Source organism: Pseudomonas sp. NBRC 111132 (assembly GCF_001320565.1).
Classification (GTDB): Bacteria; Pseudomonadota; Gammaproteobacteria; order Pseudomonadales; family Pseudomonadaceae; genus Aquipseudomonas; species Aquipseudomonas putida_P.
In genome coordinates, this window is record NZ_BCBI01000057.1 from 22,111 (window position 1) to 41,551 (window position 19,441).

Below are 19,441 nucleotides of genomic sequence, written 5' to 3' on the forward strand. Positions count from 1 at the left end.
ATCTACGCACAAGTCGCAGCGATGGCCCAGCAGGCCAGGCAAGACGCCCACTACCACCACTTGCATAGAAAAGGATTCGCTCATGAACATTGTCCACAAGGCCCTCACCGCCTCCCTCTTGGCCCTGTCCGTTTCCAGCGCCTTCGCCGCTGGCAGCCCTGGTGTCGAACAACACACTCAGGCCTTCCTCGAAGCCCTGGAAAAAGGGGGTGGCAAGCCGCTGGAGCAACTCAGCCCAACAGACGCCCGCGCAGTGCTGACCGGCGCTCAGGCCTCGGTCAAGGTCGACCTTTCGGGCATCGAGGTAAAGGAGCGCACCATCCAGGCCAATGGCGAGTCGATCAAGCTGCAAGTAGTGCGCCCGGCCAACGCGAAGGGTGACCTGCCAGTGTTCATGTTCTTCCACGGGGGCGGCTGGGTGCTGGGCGACTTCCCCACCCACCAGCGGCTGATCCGCGACCTGGTAGTCGGCTCGGGTGCGGTGGCGGTCTACGTGGACTACACCCCATCGCCGGAAGCGCACTACCCGACGGCCATCAACCAGGCCTACGCCGCGACCCGCTGGGTGGCCGAGCATGGCAAGGCGATCGGCGTGGACGGCAAGCGCCTGGCCGTGGCCGGCAACAGCGTCGGCGGCAACATGGCGGCAGTCGTGGCGCTGAAAGCCAAAGAGGCCGGCACCCCTGCGCTGCGCTTCCAGCTGCTGCTGTGGCCGGTGACCGATGCGAGTTTCGAGACTGCCTCGTACAAGCAATTTGCCGAAGGGCACTTCCTGACCACAGGGATGATGAAGTGGTTCTGGGACAGCTACACCTCCGATACCCGTGCCCGTGCGCAGGTCTACGCATCGCCGCTGCGGGCCAGCACTGAGCAGCTCAAAGGCTTGCCGCCAGCACTGGTACAAACGGCTGAGTTCGATGTGTTGCGTGATGAAGGTGAGGCTTATGCCCGCAAGCTGAATGCTGCCGGTGTGACGGTTACCTCAGTGCGCTACAACGGCATGATCCATGACTATGGGCTGCTCAACCCACTGAGCCAGGTGCCGGCAGTGAAGGCGGCGATGCGCCAGGCGGCCGGTGAACTGAAAGTACACCTTCAATAACCTTATCCACCCATGCGGCAGGGCCTGGTGCCCTGCCGGTCCGGGAGAGCCGTGAGACCATCACTCAAGGCTCGAACCCTTCGACAATGATCACTTCGGCCTTCGCCACACCTTGGCGATGGCTGCACGCTTGCTGGTACAACTCGGACCGGTAACACGCCACCGCCTGCTCGTACGAATCGAACTCGATCACCACGCTACGCTGGGGGGTAGACCGCCCTTCCATCGCCTCGCTGCGCCCACCACGGGCCAGGAAGCGGCCGCCGAACGCCTTGAAGGCAGCCGGGGCACGCTGGGTGTACTGCTGGTATTGCTCGGGGTCGGTCACGTCCACATGGGCGATCCAGTAAGCCTTCATCTGCTGCTCTCCTCTTAAGGCGATATTTATGTATGATGGTATACCATAATAATCACCCCACCACAGTGAGCGTGCAACATGGCTTTCAACACCATCGAGGAACTTCTCGAGGACTACCGGCAAGGCAAGATGGTCCTGCTGGTGGATGACGAGGACCGGGAAAACGAAGGCGACCTGTTGATCGCCGCCGAGCGTTGCGACGCCCAGGCCATCAACTTCATGGCCCGCCAAGCGCGTGGGCTGATCTGCCTGACCTTGACCGACGAGCACTGCCAGCGCCTGGGCCTGGAGCAGATGGTACCGGCTAACGGCAGCGTCTTCAGCACCGCGTTCACCGTGTCGATCGAGGCGGCCACGGGTGTCACCACCGGTATTTCCGCTGCCGACCGGGCGCGCACCGTGGCAGCGGCCATGGCCCCCAACGCGCGCCCCGAAGACCTGGTGCAACCGGGCCACATTTTCCCCCTGCGCGCCCGCGAAGGCGGCGTGCTGACCCGCGCCGGCCATACCGAAGCCGGCTGCGACCTGGCACGGCTGGCAGGCTTCAGCCCGGCTTCGGTGATCGTCGAAGTGCTCAACGACGACGGCACCATGGCCCGCCGCCCGGACCTGGAAGTGTTCGCTGCCCAGCATGGCATCAAGATCGGCACCATTGCCGACCTGATCCACTACCGCCTGAGCACCGAGCAGACCATCAAGCGCATCGGCGAACGCGAGCTGCCGACCGTGCATGGCATCTTCCGCCTGGTCAGCTATGAAGACCGCATCGAAGGTGGTGTGCACATGGCCATGGTCATGGGCGACATCCGTCGCGAACAACCGACCTTGGTGCGGGTGCACGTAATCGACCCACTGCGCGACCTGGTCGGTGCTGAATATGCAGGCCCGGCCAACTGGACGCTGTGGGCGGCGTTGCAGAAGGTGGCCGAGGAAGGTGCTGGCGTGGTGGTAATCCTGGCCAACCATGAGTCCTCCCAGGCATTGCTTGAACGCATACCGCAGTTGACTCAGCCGGTACGGCCTTACCAGCGTGGGCAGTCGAAGGTGTATTCCGAGGTGGGCACCGGCGCGCAGATTCTGCAGGACCTTGGCGTTGGCAAACTGCGTCACCTGGGGCCACCGCTGAAATACGCGGGCCTGGCGGGATATGAGCTGGAAGTGGTGCAGAGCATCCCGTTCGAGCCAGGTCTTCCAAGCTGACACCACCCCTTGTAGGAGCGGCCTTGTGTCGCGAAAGGGCCGCAGAGCGGCCCCAGCAATCTGTGCATCTGCTGAAATCCTGGGGCCGCTTCACGGCCCTTTCGCGACACAAGGCCGCTCCTACAAAAGCAGACCGCGACAAATTGAAGAGGTCGGAGTGATGGCCGGTCGCCTCACACCTCTTGCCAAAAGTTTGGAATACCATAATATGATATCCCGTAGACCTTAAATCTGCAGGCCGGCACCTACACTTAAAAACGGCCACCCGGACACTTTGTTTTTGCTGCTCCCCGAACACTGTTGGCGGGCGCACCACAAGCCCCGCCTCGAATAACAAAAGCAACGAGGGCGTAACCATGCTGTTGAGCAAACGTGTAACCGCAGTGCTGTCCGCCAGCCTGCTGACCCTGGCATGTCAGGCCGCCCAGGCCGCCGACAGCCTGAACTTCGTCAGCTGGGGCGGTACCACCCAGGACGCCCAGAAAGAAGCGTGGGCCGTACCGTTCAGCAAAGCCACCGACATCAAGGTCGTGCAGGACGGCCCCACCGACTACGGCAAGCTCAAGGCCATGGTCGAGAGCGGCAACGTGCAGTGGGATGTGGTTGACGTCGAAGCCGACTTTGCCCTGCGTGCCGCCAGCGAAGGCCTGCTCGAACCCCTCGATTTCAACCAGATAAAGCGCGACAAGATCGACCCGCGGTTCGTCTCCGACCACGGCGTCGGCTCGTTCTTCTTCTCCTTCGTACTCGGCTACAACGAAGGCAAGCTCGGTGCCAACAAACCGGTGGACTGGACCGCGCTGTTCGACACCAAGACCTACCCCGGCAAACGTGCCCTGTACAAGTGGCCGAGCCCCGGCGTGCTGGAACTGGCCCTGCTGGCCGACGGCGTAGCCCCAGACAAGCTGTACCCGCTGGACCTGGACCGCGCCTTCAAGAAGCTCGACACCATCAAGAAAGACATCGTCTGGTGGGGCGGCGGTGCCCAGTCGCAACAGCTGCTGGCCTCGGGTGAAGCCTCGCTTGGCCAGTTCTGGAACGGCCGCGTCTATGCCCTGCAGCAAGATGGCGCACCGGTGGGCGTGAGCTGGAAGCAGAACCTGGTCATGGCCGACTTCCTGGTCATTCCCAAAGGCGCCAAGAACAAGGATGCGGCCATGAAGTTCCTGGCCAACGCCAGCAGCGCCGAAGGCCAGGCCGAGTTCGCCAACAAGACCGCCTACGCGCCGGTCAACGTCGACAGCGTGGCCAAGCTGGACAAAGACCTGGCGCCGAACCTGCCAACAGCCTACGCCCAGGACCAGGTCACCCTCGACTTCGCCTACTGGGCCAAGAACGGTCAAGCCATCGCGGCCCGCTGGAATGAGTGGTTGGTCAAATGAAAGTCGCCATCAACGCCCTGCATAACGCGCAAGGTGCCCCCACGGGTGCCGGCGCGCCGGGCACCGCCCCCCGCCGCGCCAGCCTGAGCCAGCGCTGGAAAGGCAGCCGCAACCTGCTGCCGGCCCTGCTGTTCCTTGGCCTGTTCTTCTTCGCCCCGCTGGTCGGCCTGTTGCTGCGCGGGGTGCTTGAGCCAACCCCTGGGCTGGGCAACTACGAGCAACTGTTCGCCAACTCGGCCTACGCACGGGTACTGTTCAACACCTTCTCGGTGGCTGGCGTGGTCACCCTGATCAGCGTACTGCTGGGCTTCCCGCTGGCCTGGGCGATCACCCTGGTGCCCAAGGGCTGGGGCCGCTGGCTGCTGAACATCGTATTGCTGTCGATGTGGACCAGCCTGCTGGCACGCACCTACTCATGGCTGGTGCTGCTGCAGAGCTCGGGGGTGATCAACAAGGCGCTGATGGCCATGGGCATCATCGATGCCCCGCTGGAAATGGTGCACAACCTCACCGGCGTGGTGATCGGCATGAGCTACATCATGATCCCGTTCATCGTGCTGCCGCTGCAGGCGACCATGCACGCCATCGACCCGATGGTGCTGCAGGCGGGCTCCATCTGCGGCGCCAGCCCGTGGACCAACTTCTGGAAGGTATTTCTGCCGCTGTGTCGCTCGGGGCTGTTCTCCGGCGCGCTGATGGTGTTCGTGATGTCGCTCGGTTACTACGTCACCCCGGCGCTGCTGGGCGGTGCACAGAACATGATGCTGCCCGAATTCATCATCCAGCAGGTGCAGTCGTTCCTCAACTGGGGCCTGGCCAGCGCCGCCGCCGCACTGCTGGTGGCGATCACCCTGGTGCTCTTCTACCTGTACCTGAAGCTGCAGCCGGAATCCCCGGTTGGCAACGCGAGGTAAACCGCCATGCTCCTGTCTCCCAATGCCATGGGTCGCCCGCTGCGTACGGGCCTGTACCTGACCACCGGGGTCATCGCGGCCTTCCTGCTGCTGCCGGTCGTGTTCATCGTGCTGCTGTCGTTCGGCTCGTCCCAGTGGCTGGTATTCCCGCCGCCAGGCTGGACCTTCAAGTGGTACGGCCAGTTCTTCTCCAACCCGGAGTGGATGGACGCTGCGCTGGCCAGCCTGAAGGTGGCCGTGCTGACCACCCTCGCCGCCGTACTGCTGGGCCTGCCCAGCGCGTTCGCCCTGGTGCGTGGCCGCTTCCCGGGCCGCGAACTGCTGTACGGGCTGTTCACCATGCCGATGATCGTGCCGCTGGTGATCATTGCCGTGGCGGTGTATGCGCTGTTTCTCAAACTTGGCTACACCGGCACGCTGTTCGCCTTCGTGGTCAGCCACGTGATCGTCGCCCTGCCCTTCACCATCATTTCCATCATCAACTCGCTGAAGCTGTTCGACCAGTCAATCGAAGATGCCGCGGTGATCTGCGGTGCCTCGCGCCTGCAGGCGATCTTCAAGGTCACCTTCCCGGCCATCCGCCCCGGCATGATCGCCGGTGGCCTGTTCGCCTTCCTGGTGTCGTGGGATGAAGTGGTGCTGAGCGTGATGATGGCCAGCCCCGACCTGCAGACCCTGCCGGTGAAGATGTGGACCACCCTGCGCCAGGACCTCAGCCCGGTCATTGCCGTGGCCTCGACCCTGCTGATCGGCCTGTCGCTGCTTGTCATGTTCATTGCCGCCGCCTTGCGCCGGCGCACCGAAAACGCCTGAGCGCGGAGAAAACAACAATGAGTGCAGTGATCAAAGACAACGCGCACGGCAAGACCCTGGTCAGCCTGCGCGGCCTGAACAAGCACTACGGCGACTTCACCGCCGTGGACAACCTCGACCTGGAGATCCAGGACGGCGAGTTCCTGACCTTCCTCGGCTCCAGCGGCTCGGGCAAGTCCACCACCCTGTCGATGCTGGCCGGCTTCGAAACACCCAGCAGTGGCGAGATCCTGGTCGACGGCCAATCGCTGGTCAACGTACCACCACACAAGCGTGACATCGGCATGGTGTTCCAGCGCTATTCGCTGTTCCCGCACCTGAACGTGCGCGACAACATCGCCTTCCCGCTGGCCATTCGCAAGCTCGGCGCTGCCGAGACGGCCAAGCGCGTCGACGCCATGCTCAAGCTGGTGCAGCTAGAGAAGTTCGCCCACCGCAAACCCTCGCAAATGTCTGGCGGCCAGCAGCAGCGTGTGGCGATTGCCCGGGCGCTGGTGTACGAGCCGCGTATCCTGCTGATGGACGAGCCGCTCGGCGCGCTGGACAAGAAGCTGCGAGAAGACCTGCAGGACGAACTGCGCCAGTTGCACCGCCGACTGGGCATTACCATCGTCTACGTCACCCACGACCAGGAAGAAGCCATGCGCCTGTCCCAGCGCATCGCCATTTTCAGCCACGGCAAGATCGTCGGCCTGGGCACCGGTTACGACCTGTACCAAAACCCGCCGAATGCCTTTGTCGCTTCGTTCCTGGGCAACTCCAACTTCCTGCGGATCAAGGCCAGCAGCAATGGCGCAGGCAGTTTCGAGGGGCAGCCGGTAGCCATTCGCCTGACCCCAGGGCTGGCCGCCTCGCAAGATGCACTGATCATGGTACGCCCAGAGAAGGCCCTGGCCCTGACCGCCGAACAGGCCGCAAGCGAGCCACTGCCAGCGGGCTGGAACGAGGTCAGTGCCAAGGTTGGCGAGGTGCTGTTCCTGGGCGAGAGCCAAACCTGCCATGTGGTGACTGCAGGGGGTACCGAGCTGACGGTGAAGGCGCTGTCAGCCGCAGGCATGCCGATGCAGCCGGGCGACAGCGTAAAGGTGCGTTGGGCAGTGGCGGATGCGTGCATCTATACCGAGTGGGCCGAGAGCGATTTGAGCAAGTCTGCCGGGGCGCATTGAGTTCGCCAGCCGCCGAGAAGGGGGGCAAAGCCCTCCCCTACGGACTGTCACATTATCATCACGCCACTGTCGTAATCTGCCGGCCAACTCTATGCCACAGGGCCATCCGGCATGCCCCGCCTGCTTGTCTTGCTGCTTATCCTGCTACCGCTTGCGACCTTGGCCGAGCCCCAGCACCTGCGCGTGCAAGGTTCCAACACGATTGGTGCGGCCTTGCTGCCGGCGCTGGTGCAGGGGCAATTGCGCGCGCAGCAAGCCAGCGCCATCGCGCAACAGCCGGGCAAACTGCCCAATGAAACCGTGATCAGTGCGCGCGATGCGCATGGGCAGCCCGTGCGCGTGGACATCGCCGCCCACGGCTCCAGCACCGGCTTCGTTGCCCTGGGCCGGGGCGAGGCCGACCTGGCAGCGGCATCGCGGCCGATCAACGACAGTGAAGTGCGCCAGCTGCAGGCCCTGGGCGACCTGCGTGCTGCCAGCGCTGAACAAGTCATCGGCCTGGATGGCGTCGCGGTCATCGTCCACCCCGACAACCCACTGCCGCAGCTCACCACAAAACAACTGGCGCAGATTTTCTCCGGGCAGGTCCAACGCTGGGAACAATTAGGTGTTTCTGGCGGGGCCATTCACCTGTATGCCCGTGATGACCGTTCCGGTACTTTCGAGACCTTCAAGGCACTGGTGCTGGAACCTCTGCACAGCGAACTGTCGCCCAAGGCCAAGCGCTTCGAGTCCAGTGACGAACTGGCGGCCCAGGTAGGTGCCGACCGCCAGGCCATCGGCTTCAGCAGCCTGGCCGCCGTGCACGGGGCCAAGGTGCTGGCAGTGGCCGAGGGCGACGCACCGGCCATGCTGCCTGAACGCGCACTGGTGGCCAGCGAAGACTACCCGCTATCGCGGCGCCTGTACTTCTACCTGCCGGCCAACCCCAAGCCCCAGTCCAAGGCCCTGGCCGATTTCGCCCAAAGCCCCGCGGGCCAGGCGATCGTCGCCCAGCAGGGTTTCGTTTCGCAGCAGATCAAGGCTCAACCTGTCCCTCCCCAGTCTGATATGCCGCCGCGCTATCGCACCCTCGCCCAGCAGGCGCAGCGGCTGAGCGTGAACTTTCGCTTCCAGGAAGGCAGCGCCAGCCTCGACAACAAGGCCCTGCGCGATGTGCAGCGGGTAGCCGAGTACCTGCGCCAGGCTGGCAAGTTGCAGAGCAAGGCGGTGCTGGTGGGGTTTGGCGACCCCAAGGAGACACCCGGGCGCGCGGCCCTGCTCTCACGCCTGCGCGCGCAAGCAGTGCGGCGCGAGCTGGCGCGCGATGGTGTGGAGGTGCTGGAGGTGACTGGGATGGGCGATGAACTACCCGTGGCCGGCAATGAGCTGGAGCAAGGACGGTTACGTAACCGACGGGTCGAGGTGTGGGTGTATTGAAGGCCAGATCCGAGCCCTGGCAAAGAAATGTAACAGCTCCCTGTTCGGCATCACTGGTAAACGGGTCTAGGCTCAAAATCATGTGATACCGGGCCCCTCTGACGGCTGCCAAGCCGCCATGTCGGATCACTGTTGCCAAGCAACGTCGACATTCAAGGAGGGGCTCATGACAGCTCTGCAAGCATTTCTCACCACCCCGTTCCTCGGTACCAGCGCCTGGTTGTGGCTGGTGTTCATGGCCATCGTCATCGGTTTGCTGGTACTCGACCTGGGCGTGCTGCACCGCCACGACCGGGAAATCGAAATGCGCGAAAGCCTGCTGCTGTATTCAGGCTACTTCAGCGTCGGCGTGCTGTTCGGCGCCGGGGTCTGGTACCAGTTGGGCGCGCAGTCGGCACTGGAGTTCTACACCGGTTTCCTGGTCGAGCAGTCGCTGTCGATGGACAACGTGTTCGTCATGGCAATGATCTTCAGCTACTTTGCCATCCCCCGCCGCTACCAGCACCGCGTGTTGTTCTGGGGCATCCTGGGGGTGGTGTTGCTGCGGGCGATCATGATCGGCGTAGGCGCGGCGTTGGTGCAGAACTTTGCCTGGGTGCTGTACATCTTCGGTGCCTTCCTGCTGTTTACCGGGGTGAAGATGGCGCTGTCCAAGGAAGACAGCCACCCGGACCTGGCCAACAACCCGATCATCAAGTTCGTGCGCCGGCACATGCGGGTCACCGACCAGATCCATGGCTCGCACTTCTTCATCCGCCAGACCCCGCCTGGGCACAGCAAGGCGCTGCGTTATGCCACCCCATTGTTCCTGGCGCTGGTACTGATCGAACTTGCCGATCTAGTGTTTGCGGTCGACAGCGTGCCAGCGATTTTCGCCATTACCCAGGACCCGTTCATTGTCTACACCTCTAACATCTTTGCCATTTTGGGGCTGCGCTCGCTGTACTTCGCGTTGTCGGCGTTGATGCACCGCTTCGTTTATCTCAAGTACGCACTGGCGCTGGTGCTGATCTTCATTGGCTGCAAAATCTTCTACCACGGCATGGTGGGCAAGGTGCCGGCGTTGCTGTCGCTGGGGGTGACGTTCGGGCTGTTGCTGGGTGGGGTGGTGGTTTCGTTGATCAAGACGCGGGGGCAGAACGTGGCGGTCGAGAGTATCCAGCCGTCGCAGGATTCGACGGGGCAGAACAACCTGGGAAAAAAGAAGGACGACCCGCAATTGCGGGCGTGAATGGCTGTTGTGGGGCCGAATCAAATTGGATTCTTCCTAGCTACCGCAGTGATTATTCCTACATAAGGAATTCGGTTCGTCTGATTGTGATCACGGGGCTGAATTAACCAGGATGGGCCTTTCCGCACAAGGAGTGCCCCGTGCAAAAACTGCCCATTCCCGACCTCCCTCAATTACGTGTCAACCGCAAGCAAATTGCCGCCATTGCCATCCCAGTTCTCGCGTTCGGCGCCCTGGCAGCAATATTCAACAACGTATTCTTCTACAACGAAGCAGGCCAGATGACCCACGTTCGTACGATTTTCGGCGAGGAGAAAGTAGTCGAGGACGTAGGCTACGCCACCAAGTGGTTCGGCCGCAGTACAGCTTGGCGACGTACCATCGGCGTTCAGTCCTCCTTGCGCATGGACAACCCGGAAGATACCCGCAGCGGACATCCCTCGATCACGCTGGAAAACCTGCCTATCGTTTTTCTGGGCAACGTCGATGCCAAAGCCGAGTTCAGTAGCCAGTTTCGCCTTCCTTCAGGGGAGGCATTTCTGAAGATTGCCCAGGAATACCGCACGCCTGACAATTTCCTGCAACGTGCACTGTTGCCGGCAGTCAAGGAAACGCTGCAAGCCACAGCCTCCCTGATGAGCGCAGACGACTATTACGCCGGCAACCGCAGCCACTTCGGTGCCGAGTTCGAAAATCAGTTGCGCAACGGCCTGTACTTGACAAGCCGCAAGGAAATTCGCGTTCAGCGCGACAATTATCCTGCTCAAACTGCGATTCTGCAGGCCGGTACCGAACAGGGTAGTTTTGGCGACAACAGTGCAACGCGTTTCATCATTGAGAAGAAGCTCGACAAGAACGGCCAGGAACTGCGCAAGCTGCAACAATTTCGCCTATTCGGCGTTGAGGTGGTGGATGCTCGGGTCACCCATATCGACCCCAATCCGCAGTACCAGCAACGCATGGTGCGGGTGCAGCAAGCACTGGCGGAGCTTGCCGTGGCCCGGCAAAACAGGCTCAAGGAGGAAGAAGAGAAGGAACTGGTTTCTGCACGCGGCGCCAAGGACGTCGAAGCCAAACGCCAGGAGAGTCTACGCCAACAGATTGAGCGTACTACCGAGGCCGAAACCGAAAAACAGCTTGCGCTGATCAACGCAGAGCGGGAGAAACGGCGCGCCGAGATCGACAAGCAGACAGCCGAGCTGCTTCGGGACAAAGCGCGTGTAACGGCAGAAGCGACCAAGATCACAGCCGATGCCGAAGCCTACGCCCGTGAAGCCTCGCTCAAGGCGGACGGTGCCCTGCAAACCAAACTGGATGCGCTGGTGCAGATCAATCGAGCGTGGGCAGAGGCAGCAGCAAAGGCACCGGTGCCGAGTGTCATGATGGGGGGCACCGAACCAGGGATCGGGCGACAGGATGAAATGAGCAAGCTCATGAGTGTACTGGCGACGAAAGCCGCCAAAGACCTGGTAGTGGACCTGAAAACTCAATGAAGCTTTACCGATCGCTTCGCGGGTAAAACCGCGAAGCGGTCGGCACAGGCTCACCGAATTAGCGCCCGCTACGCAACAGTTCCACCGGCACATACTTGCCAATTTCATACTTGCCAATCGCCGCCCGGTGCACTTCATCCGGCCCGTCGGCCAGGCGCAAGGTGCGCTGCATGGCGTACATGTAGGCCAACGGGAAATCGCCGCTCACCCCTGCCCCACCATGTATCTGGATCGCCCTGTCGATTACCTTCAAGGCAACGTTCGGTGCCACCACCTTGATCTGCGCGATCTCGCTGCGGGCGACTTTGTTGCCGACGGTGTCCATCATGTAGGCCGCCTTGAGCGTCAGCAGCCGGGCCATGTCGATTTCCATGCGCGAGTCGGCGATCTTGTCGACGTTGCCGCCCAGGCGTGCCAGTGGCCGGCCGAAGGCGGTGCGCTCGACCGAGCGTTTGCACATCAGCTCCAGCGCGCGCTCGGCCATGCCGATCGAACGCATGCAGTGGTGGATGCGGCCAGGCCCCAGGCGGCCCTGGGCGATTTCGAAGCCGCGCCCTTCGCCAAGGATTACGTTTTCGTACGGCACCCGCACGTTCTCGAACAGGACTTCGGCATGGCCATGGGGTGCATCGTCATAACCGAACACCGGCAGCGGGCGAACGATCTTCACGCCTGGTGCATCGGTGGGCACCAGCACCATCGAATGCTGCTGGTGGCGTGGCCCTTCAGGGTCGGACAGGCCCATGAAGATCATGACTTTGCAGCGCGGGTCGCAGGCGCCGGAGGTCCACCACTTGCGGCCGTTGATCACCCATTCGTCACCGTCACGCACGGCGGTGGCAGCCATGTTGGTGGCGTCCGAAGAGGCCACGTCTGGCTCGGTCATGGCGAACGCAGAGCGGATCTCGCCGCGCAGCAACGGCTCCAGCCACTGGCGTTTTTGCGCCTCGCTGCCATAGCGCACCAGCACTTCCATGTTGCCGGTGTCCGGTGCCGAGCAGTTGAACGGCTCTGGCCCGAGCAACGAACGGCCCATGATCTCCGCCAGCGGGGCGTATTCCAGGTTGCTCAGGCCGGCGCCATATTCCGACTCTGGGAGGAACAGGTTCCACAGCCCTTCGGCGCGGGCCTTGGCCTTGAGTTCTTCCATGATAGCGGTCGGCTGCCAGCGGTCGCCCTCGGCGACCTGGCGCTCGAACACCGCTTCGGCGGGGTAGACATAAGCGTCCATAAACGCGCTGACGCGCTCGCGCAGTGCCTGGACCTTGGGCGAATAGGCGAAATCCATCGGGGCTACCTTCACGGTTCGGAGTACATGGGCCAGAGCCTAGAGCAGCGCGGACCAATCCACCTAGTCTATTTTCCGCGTGTATAAACATTCATAACCGATATATGATCGACCGATAATTCCAACAAAGAGCGGCGCCCATGAACCTCAGCAAGGTCGACCTCAACCTGTTCATCGTGTTCGATGCGATCTACACCGAAGCCAACCTGACCCGCGCCGGGCAAATTGTCGGCATTACCCAGCCGGCGGTGTCCAACGCCCTGTCACGGCTGCGCGAAACCTTCAACGACCCGCTGTTCGTGCGCACCGCCCAAGGCATGGTGCCCACACCCATGGCGCAGAACATCATCGGCCCGGTGCGCAATGCCTTGGCGCTATTGCGCACGTCGGTGCAGGAAAGCCGCATTTTCAACCCGCAACAGGCCAACAAGACCTTCCGCATCAGCATGACCGACCTGACCGAAGCGGTCATTCTGCCGCCGTTGTTCCAGCGCCTGCGCCGCCTGGCGCCAGCGGTGCTGATCGAGAGCTTTCTGTGCAAGCGCCGCGAGACCACCAAGGAACTCGCCGCCGGCCGCCTGGATTTCGCCATCGACGCCCCCCTGAACACCGACCCGCAAGTGCGCCACGTCAAGCTGATGCAGGACCGTTATGTCTGCGCCCTGCGCCAGGGCCATCCGCTGGCCGACAGCAAGCTGACCCTCGACAGCTACCTGGGCATGACCCATATCCATATCTCCAGCCGCCGCAACGGCCTGGGCTATGTCGACCTGGCGCTGGGCAAGATGGGTGTGCAGCGCAAGGTCGCCCTGCGTTCGCAGCATTACCTGATGGCCTCGCAGGTGTTGCAGCAGACTGACATGGCAATGACCGTTCCCGAGCGCTTTGCCCGCCGCCATCAGTTGCGTTACCAGCCATTGCCGGTAGAGGTGCCAGCGCTGGAGACGCACCTTTACTGGCATGAAAGTACCGACCAGGACCCTGCCAACCGTTGGATGCGCGAGCAGATCACCGAGTTATGCGAGCGCGTGGTGGCGGAGGAAGAGAAGGCTCTGGACCCTGCCTGAAGGTAGCTGGCGCGGGGCCGATTGCAACGCTTCGCCAACTGAAGAAAAAAATCCTACAAAACCAATGCCGCGGGGAAATTTTTTTTATCGGGATCGAGAAGACAGCGGTGGGAAGCGAAAAATATCTCACAGCTGGCGGGTACGCTTAGGTCAACGATCGCCGATTTCATGGCAACTGACACGGACCCGCCCCAATGCCTAGCGCCCCACTCTACTTCGATTACGCCGCCACTACCCCAGTCGACGACCGGGTCATCGAAACCATGCTCGCCTGCCTGGGTAACCAAGCCAACTTCGGCAACCCGGCGTCCAGTGGCCACGCCTTCGGCCAAGCCGCCCGTCACACCGTGCAGCAGGCTCGCCAACAAGTGGCCGAGCGCGTCGGCGCGCAGGCCGAAAACCTGGTGTGGACCTCGGGCGCGACCGAGTCCAACAACTTGGCACTCAAAGGCATTGCCCAAGGCATCGGCCAGCCCGGCCACCTGATCACCAGCCAGCTGGAGCATAAGGCCGTGCTCGACACGGTGGCCGAACTGGAGCGCCAAGGCTGGGCCGTTACCCGCCTGGCGCCGGATGCCGCCGGCCTGATCCAGCCCGCCAGCGTGCAGGCAGCATTGCGCGCCGATACCCGCCTGGTATCGCTGATGGCGGTCAACAACGAACTGGGCACGGTCACCGACGTTGCCGCAATTGGCCAGCAGGTGCGTGCCCACGGTGCCCTGTTGCACGTAGACGCCGCGCAAGCTGTGGGCAAGCTGGTCATCGACCTGAATGCGATGAGCGTGGACTTGATGTCATTCTCGGCGCACAAGGTCTATGGGCCAAAAGGCATCGGCGCGCTGTATGTCGGGCCACGCGCCCGTACGCTGATGCGCGCGCAGATGCACGGCGGCGGCCATGAACAGGGCCTGCGCTCCGGCACCCTGGCGACCCATCAGATTGCTGGCATGGGCAGCGCCTTTGCCCTGGCCGGCCAGCCTGGCGACAGCGAGCACCAGCGCCTTGAGCAACTGGCTGCACGCCTGCGCGAAGGCCTGCTGGCTTTACCCGGCGTCACCCTGAACGGCTGCGTCACCCACCGCATACCCCATACGCTGAACCTGTGCATCGACAGCAAGGGCTTCAACAGTGCGGCACTGGCCAGCGAGCTGGCCTTGTCGACCACCTCGGCCTGCAACTCGGCGAGTAACGCCGCCTCCCATGTGCTGCTGGCACTGGGGCTGGATGAGCGCCAGGCACGCAATAGCGTGCGCTTGAGCATCGGCCGCTTCAGCACCGACGCTGAAGTGGACAAGGCTGTCGAAGTGTTCGGTCGGGTGCTGACGACGGCATCGGCGGCGCTGTGGTGAACAGGCACTAGAACAAGCGGCTGTCCGGGGTGAAATCCTCGACCTGTATTTTCGCGCTCTGCGCCTGCGGGTGCCGTGGGTTGAACAGGTAGTTGGTGGTACTGGGCATGATCGCGCTCGGCACCGGCAACAACAATGCCGAACAGTCATCCAGAAAGCGATTGCCCAGTGCCCGGGTCAACTCCGGCTGAGCGGACCAGCCCGGCTGCAAGGTGGGTAACTGCGCTTGTGAAACCGTGTCGGGCAATTCGATGCGGATCAGGCGCAGGGTAGTGGGGAAATCCTCAGGGTCGATCTCCAGGTGCACCAACACCTCGAGCATCGCCCCTGGAGGGCTGGTGGCGGCATATACCACCGGCCGGCCCGCCTGGTGCCAACGGCCGCTTACCCGCAAGCCCCCCGTGCCGCTCAAGTCTGCGTAGGCGCTGATACGCCACAGAATCACAGGCCAAAGCCCTCGGCAATCTGCAGCAGCATCTCTTCAACCTGAGTGGTGCCTTGCTGGGTGGTAAGCATCTGCATCGGGGTGAGCCCCGAAAAGCGCTCCTTGGGCTTGGACAACCAACGTTTGGCCTTGTCCGCCTCGCCGAACACGGCTTCGGCCATGGCGGTGATGTGGGCCGAGCGGAACAGACGGTCGCTTTCATCCACGGTCAACGGCTGGTCGCGCTCAATGCGGGTTTTCAGGGTGCGCAGGGGAATGATCTGGTCGCGCTCCACCGGCGTGAGCACACCACGCTCGGTCAGCTTTACCAGCCAGGTGGCGGCAAAACCATGGGTGATGCGGGTGTGGATTTCAAAGTCACTGGCAAGCTCGGGGATTTCCAGCAGCGCGTTCAAGCGCGCCCGGTACTCATGGTAACCGTTGTCGCGAAGCACTTCGGCAAGCATGGCATGCTCCTTATCGGCGTTTGCCGACAAGTATGCGGTATATGCCGGATCATTGCCAGTTTGCCCGGCCGGGCGGGCGAGTCAGGGGCGCTTTGCGCCCCCTGCAATCTCACAGGAACGTGAAGACTTGCGACGCCGGCAGCCGCGACTTGTTCAGCCCGGCATTGAAGTCCGTCTCACTGCGGTAACCCAGGCTGAGAATCACCACGCTGGTAAACCCACGCTCACGCAGCCCCAGTTCGGCGTCGAGGACCTTGCTGTCAAAGCCTTCGATCGGCGTTGCATCCAAACCATGCGCCGCAGCCCCCAGCAACGCGGTGCCCAAGGCCAGGTAGGTTTGTTTTTCCATCCAGTGCTGCACGTCCTTGTGGTCGTAGCGGTGCAGGTTGACATAGTGCCGGCGGCTTTGGTTTTGCCCGGCACGCGCTTGCTCGTCACGGAAACGACCATCGGCAGCCTCCTGGTCGAGCACCGTGTTCAGGTGCGCTTCGGTCATTTCGGTGCGGGTGCAGAACACGATCACATGCGACGCATCAAGGAGCTTCGGCGAGTTGTAGGCATAACCGTCCGTGGTGCTCTTTGCCAGGCGAGCCTTGCCTTCGGCAGTGTCGGCGACGATGAAATGCCAGGGCTGGGAATTGACCGACGACGGGCTGTGGCGCAGTTGCTCGAGCAGGGCATCGACAGTGGCCTGGGGAATACGGCGCGAGGCATCGTAAGCTTTGGTGGTGTAGCGGCGCTTGGCCAGCGAGACGGTATCCATGCAAGAACTCCGGTATGAACAGTGGATGTGCCGTGCATCTTATCTTTCCGGTAGAAAAGAAAAACCGGCACAATGCAGCAACACTTTCATCCCTGGAATGAAAATGCTGCGCATCACTGATCTCGAATTGTTCGCCCGCAGCAGTGTGCTGGGTAGCTTCACTGCAGCGGCCCATGAAGCAGGCCTGCTACCGGGCCAGGTGGCTGCCGCGATCAAGCGCCTGGAGCGCGACCTGGATGTACGCCTGTTCGCCCGCACCACCCGCAGCCTGCGCCTGACCGCCGAGGGCGAGCGCTACCTGCCAACCGCGCTGAATGTGCTGGAGAGCCTGCGCCAGGGCCATGAGGACCTGCATGGCAACCCCAATACCCTGCGCGGCACACTGCAGGTATCGGCGCCTTCCGACCTGGGCCGCAACATGCTGCTGCCTTGGCTCAGTGCCTTCCGCCGCGAGCACCCGGCATTGCAGCTTCGCTTCTTCCTGTCTGACCAGATTGCCGACCTTAACCGCGACCCGGTGGATGTGGCCATCCGCTATGGCCTCAACCAGGATGCCAACTACATCGCCCTGCCATTGGCCGACTGGAATCGCAGAGTGCTGGTCGCCTCGCCCGCCTACCTGGCCCGCCACGGCCGCCCGCTCACCCCCGACGCGCTGCAGCAGCACGCCTGCCTGTTGTACATGCAACACAACCGGGTGTACGACAAATGGCGGTTGGGCAACCGCACCGTGCAGGTGCGTGGGCCGCTGGTCAGCGACGATGCCGATGTCATCCGACGCCTGGCCATTCAAGGCGAAGGCATCGTCTATAAGTCGTGGCTGGATGTCAGCGCCAACATCGCGGCCGGTGAACTGGAAATCGTGCTGCCCGAAATGCTCGGCGAGCCCACCCCGGTCACCTTGGTCTGCCCGCATCGCAAGCAGCTCACACCTGCGGTTTCGCAACTGCACCTGTGGCTGCGCGAGCGCTTCGAGGCCCTGCGCAACCGTGCCCTGACCAACGGCTGCACAATCGTTCCAGACTGAGCCGGGGCGTTGCGCTAAGGTAGCCATTTACCCCGACGGCACATGTTCATGAGCAACTGGATCGACCTCAAGCAAGACGCCGACACCGGCATCGAGTCGGTCCGTGCGCATTTCGTCGGGCATGCCTACGACCCGCACTGGCACGACAGCTTCCTGGTCGGCGTCACCGAACAGGGTGTGCAGCAGTTCAACTGCCGCCGGGTGCGCCACCGCAGCACGCCGGGGCAGGTATTTCTGCTCGAGCCTGGCGACATCCACGATGGGCTGGCGCCTACCGATGAAGGCTTCACCTATTCAACGCTGTACCTGGAGCCCGCTTGGCTCGACCAACAGCTGCGGGCGCTGTTCGAGCACGCACCGGACGACAGCCTGCCCAGTTTTGCCGATACCCTGTGCCATGACGAACGCCTGGCCCAGGCCACCGCCCTCGCCTTCCAGGCCGTGCACACGCAGGACTTGCGCATCGTCCGGCAAACGGCCATGGACGACCTGCTGGCCTGCCTGACCCGCCACCTGCACTGGCGCCGGCGCATCAACCCCGACCCGCGCCTGCCGCTGACGGCACAGCGCGCACGGGACTACCTGCACGCCAACCTGGAGCGTGACATCGGCCTGGAAGACTTGGCCCACGCCTGCGGCATCGACCGCTTTCGCCTGACCCGTGCGTTCAAGGCCGCGTTCGGCATTGCACCGCATGCCTACCTGATCCAGCTGCGCCTGGCACGGGCGCGGCGCCTGCTCGCCCAAGGCCAGACCCCTGCCGAAGTGGCAGTGGCGTTGGGCTTTGCCGACCAGAGCCACTTGGGCCGCTGGTTCCGCCGCGCCTATCGGCTAACCCCCGCCGACTACCGCAGGCGCTGCTCAAACCTTCCAGACTGAATGCCGGCGGGCGGCGAGCATGGTGCTTCGATTTCACGGAGCCTTGAACCATGTCGCAGTCGTTGCTGCCCTTCTTCCTCTTTGCCCTGGTGTCCAGCATCAGCCCGGGGCCGACCAACTTGTTGATCCTGGCTCATGGCGCGCGCGTGGGCCTGCGCGCAAGCCTAGCGCCGATCGTGGCAGCCTGCGGTGCGGCGGCCGCGATCGTGCTACTGGTTGGTCTGGGGCTGGGCGAGCTGTTGCTGCGTCACCCATTGGCCCAACAGCTGATGAGCTGGGCCGGAGTGCTGTGGCTGAGCTGGCTGGCGTGGAAGATGCTGCGCAGTGCCGCCGCCCCGCTGCAGACGGCCACAGCACAAGGCTTCAGTGCGCTCAGCGCTGCCTCGTTGCAGGTGGTGAACCCCAAGGTTTGGTTGATGGCCGTGGCGGTGGTCGGGGTCTTTGCCGCACCGTCGTTGCCGGTGTGGCTGCTGGCGCTGGTGTTTTTGCTGATCGCCCTGCCGTGCATGGCGGCGTGGGCGATGCTGGGGGTGGGTAGCGCCCGGTGGTTGCAGGCGCCACGGCGGCTACAGGTGTTCAACCAGGTGTTGGCGGGGGCGCTATTGATCTCTGCATGGGCTGCCGTCCTGGCTTGAGCGCTCTCCCACAGGCCTGGGCGGGACATGTGGGAGCGCTGGCCTGGGGGTCAGCGTGTCAGCGCCTCGCGGAAGCGCCGAGTGCTGGCAACGGCCAGCACCAGCCCGACCACCGCCACGCTACCGCCCACCAGGCCAATATTCGCCACGTCCATCTGGCTGCTGACAATACTGCCCAGCAGCGCACCACCACCAATGCCGATGTTGTAGATACCCGAGAACAGCGCCATGGCCACATCGGTGGCATCCGACGCCAGCTTCAGCGTCTTGGACTGCAGCGACAGGCTGAAGCTGAGGATCGCCACACCCCAGAACATGCTCAGCGCCGCGAACGCGTAGAAGTTGCCCGAGAGCGGCAGCAACAGCAACAGGCACGCGGCGAGCAAGCCGATCGAGCCTACCAGGAAGCCATGGGGGAAACGGTCGCTGTAGCGGCTGAACAGCAACGAGCCGAATACCCCCGC

Annotated in this window: 20 protein-coding genes; 14 read left to right on the forward strand and 6 right to left on the reverse strand. The window is 63.0% G+C overall.

The features are described from left to right. The first annotated feature begins 82 nt into the window (after positions 1 to 82). Entirely contained in the window at positions 83 to 1,102 is a 1,020-nt protein-coding gene (locus APH35_RS22570) for an alpha/beta hydrolase (RefSeq protein WP_060492780.1), read from the forward strand. 64 nt (positions 1,103 to 1,166) lie between these two features. Here APH35_RS22570 and APH35_RS22575 read toward each other — a convergent pair whose 3' ends face one another. Then, positions 1,167 to 1,460 (reverse strand): DUF1330 domain-containing protein, encoded by a 294-nt coding sequence (locus tag APH35_RS22575; RefSeq protein ID WP_012271745.1) that lies wholly within the window; start codon positions 1,458 to 1,460, stop codon positions 1,167 to 1,169. Positions 1,461 to 1,538: 78 nt separating this feature from the next. Between APH35_RS22575 and ribBA the strand changes: the two genes are divergently transcribed. From ribBA to APH35_RS22615, 8 genes are all read left to right on the forward strand, one after another. Then, on the forward strand, positions 1,539 to 2,660 hold the full coding sequence (gene ribBA / locus APH35_RS22580; RefSeq protein WP_060515561.1) for a bifunctional 3,4-dihydroxy-2-butanone-4-phosphate synthase/GTP cyclohydrolase II: 1,122 nt from the start codon (positions 1,539 to 1,541) through the stop codon (positions 2,658 to 2,660). Positions 2,661 to 3,016: 356 nt separating this feature from the next. Beyond that, entirely contained in the window at positions 3,017 to 4,042 is a 1,026-nt protein-coding gene (locus APH35_RS22585) for an ABC transporter substrate-binding protein (RefSeq protein WP_012271743.1), read from the forward strand. Further along, positions 4,039 to 4,956 (forward strand): ABC transporter permease, encoded by a 918-nt coding sequence (locus APH35_RS22590; protein ID WP_060492782.1) that lies wholly within the window; start codon positions 4,039 to 4,041, stop codon positions 4,954 to 4,956. Before APH35_RS22585 ends, APH35_RS22590 begins: the two co-directional genes overlap by 4 nt. Positions 4,957 to 4,962: 6 nt before the next feature. Continuing rightward, positions 4,963 to 5,769 (forward strand): ABC transporter permease, encoded by an 807-nt coding sequence (locus APH35_RS22595; RefSeq protein WP_012271741.1) that lies wholly within the window; start codon positions 4,963 to 4,965, stop codon positions 5,767 to 5,769. 17 nt (positions 5,770 to 5,786) lie between these two features. After that, positions 5,787 to 6,935 (forward strand): ABC transporter ATP-binding protein, encoded by a 1,149-nt coding sequence (locus tag APH35_RS22600; RefSeq protein WP_060492783.1) that lies wholly within the window; start codon positions 5,787 to 5,789, stop codon positions 6,933 to 6,935. Between the two features lie 111 nt (positions 6,936 to 7,046). After that, positions 7,047 to 8,354, forward strand: coding sequence for a substrate-binding domain-containing protein (locus APH35_RS22605; protein WP_060515562.1), 1,308 nt, complete (start codon positions 7,047 to 7,049; stop codon positions 8,352 to 8,354). 166 nt (positions 8,355 to 8,520) lie between these two features. Next, on the forward strand, positions 8,521 to 9,585 hold the full coding sequence (locus tag APH35_RS22610) for a TerC family protein (protein ID WP_060492785.1): 1,065 nt from the start codon (positions 8,521 to 8,523) through the stop codon (positions 9,583 to 9,585). Positions 9,586 to 9,725: 140 nt separating this feature from the next. After that, positions 9,726 to 11,078, forward strand: coding sequence for an SPFH domain-containing protein (locus APH35_RS22615; protein ID WP_060515563.1), 1,353 nt, complete (start codon positions 9,726 to 9,728; stop codon positions 11,076 to 11,078). A gap of 58 nt (positions 11,079 to 11,136) precedes the next feature. Here APH35_RS22615 and APH35_RS22620 read toward each other — a convergent pair whose 3' ends face one another. Continuing rightward, on the reverse strand, positions 11,137 to 12,366 hold the full coding sequence (locus APH35_RS22620) for an acyl-CoA dehydrogenase (RefSeq protein ID WP_060515564.1): 1,230 nt from the start codon (positions 12,364 to 12,366) through the stop codon (positions 11,137 to 11,139). Between the two features lie 140 nt (positions 12,367 to 12,506). On the opposite strand from APH35_RS22620, the gene APH35_RS22625 reads away from it, so the two are divergent. Together APH35_RS22625 and APH35_RS22630 are read left to right on the forward strand one after the other, a co-directional pair. Next, positions 12,507 to 13,433, forward strand: coding sequence for a LysR family transcriptional regulator (locus APH35_RS22625; protein ID WP_012271733.1), 927 nt, complete (start codon positions 12,507 to 12,509; stop codon positions 13,431 to 13,433). A gap of 194 nt (positions 13,434 to 13,627) precedes the next feature. Next, positions 13,628 to 14,782 (forward strand): cysteine desulfurase family protein, encoded by a 1,155-nt coding sequence (locus APH35_RS22630; protein ID WP_060515565.1) that lies wholly within the window; start codon positions 13,628 to 13,630, stop codon positions 14,780 to 14,782. A gap of 7 nt (positions 14,783 to 14,789) precedes the next feature. Here APH35_RS22630 and APH35_RS22635 read toward each other — a convergent pair whose 3' ends face one another. The 3 genes from APH35_RS22635 to nfsB form a co-directional block, all read right to left on the reverse strand. Next, positions 14,790 to 15,227 (reverse strand): RES family NAD+ phosphorylase, encoded by a 438-nt coding sequence (locus APH35_RS22635; protein ID WP_060515566.1) that lies wholly within the window; start codon positions 15,225 to 15,227, stop codon positions 14,790 to 14,792. Next, the gene (locus APH35_RS22640) at positions 15,224 to 15,673 is read right to left on the reverse strand and encodes an antitoxin Xre/MbcA/ParS toxin-binding domain-containing protein (RefSeq protein ID WP_012271730.1); all 450 of its coding nucleotides are present in this window, start codon (positions 15,671 to 15,673) and stop codon (positions 15,224 to 15,226) included. The genes APH35_RS22635 and APH35_RS22640 overlap by 4 nt, the downstream gene beginning before the upstream one ends. Positions 15,674 to 15,782: 109 nt before the next feature. Then, entirely contained in the window at positions 15,783 to 16,436 is a 654-nt protein-coding gene (nfsB, locus tag APH35_RS22645; protein ID WP_060515567.1) for an oxygen-insensitive NAD(P)H nitroreductase, read from the reverse strand. Between the two features lie 103 nt (positions 16,437 to 16,539). Between nfsB and APH35_RS22650 the strand changes: the two genes are divergently transcribed. From APH35_RS22650 to APH35_RS22660, 3 genes are read left to right on the forward strand one after another with little or no spacing between them, the layout of a single operon-like run. Beyond that, positions 16,540 to 17,463 (forward strand): LysR family transcriptional regulator, encoded by a 924-nt coding sequence (locus APH35_RS22650; protein WP_060492788.1) that lies wholly within the window; start codon positions 16,540 to 16,542, stop codon positions 17,461 to 17,463. Positions 17,464 to 17,511: 48 nt separating this feature from the next. Next, positions 17,512 to 18,342 carry an AraC family transcriptional regulator gene (locus APH35_RS22655; protein WP_082421375.1) on the forward strand — a complete coding sequence of 277 codons (831 nt, stop codon included), beginning with the start codon at positions 17,512 to 17,514 and terminating at the stop codon, positions 18,340 to 18,342. 50 nt (positions 18,343 to 18,392) lie between these two features. Then, positions 18,393 to 18,977, forward strand: a complete 585-nt coding sequence (locus APH35_RS22660) for a LysE family translocator (RefSeq protein WP_012271726.1) — start codon at positions 18,393 to 18,395, stop codon at positions 18,975 to 18,977. Between the two features lie 50 nt (positions 18,978 to 19,027). Here the strand turns inward: APH35_RS22660 and APH35_RS22665 are convergent. Then, positions 19,028 to 19,441 (reverse strand): MFS transporter (locus APH35_RS22665; RefSeq protein WP_374701352.1); only part of this gene is annotated, 414 nt, incomplete at its 5' end.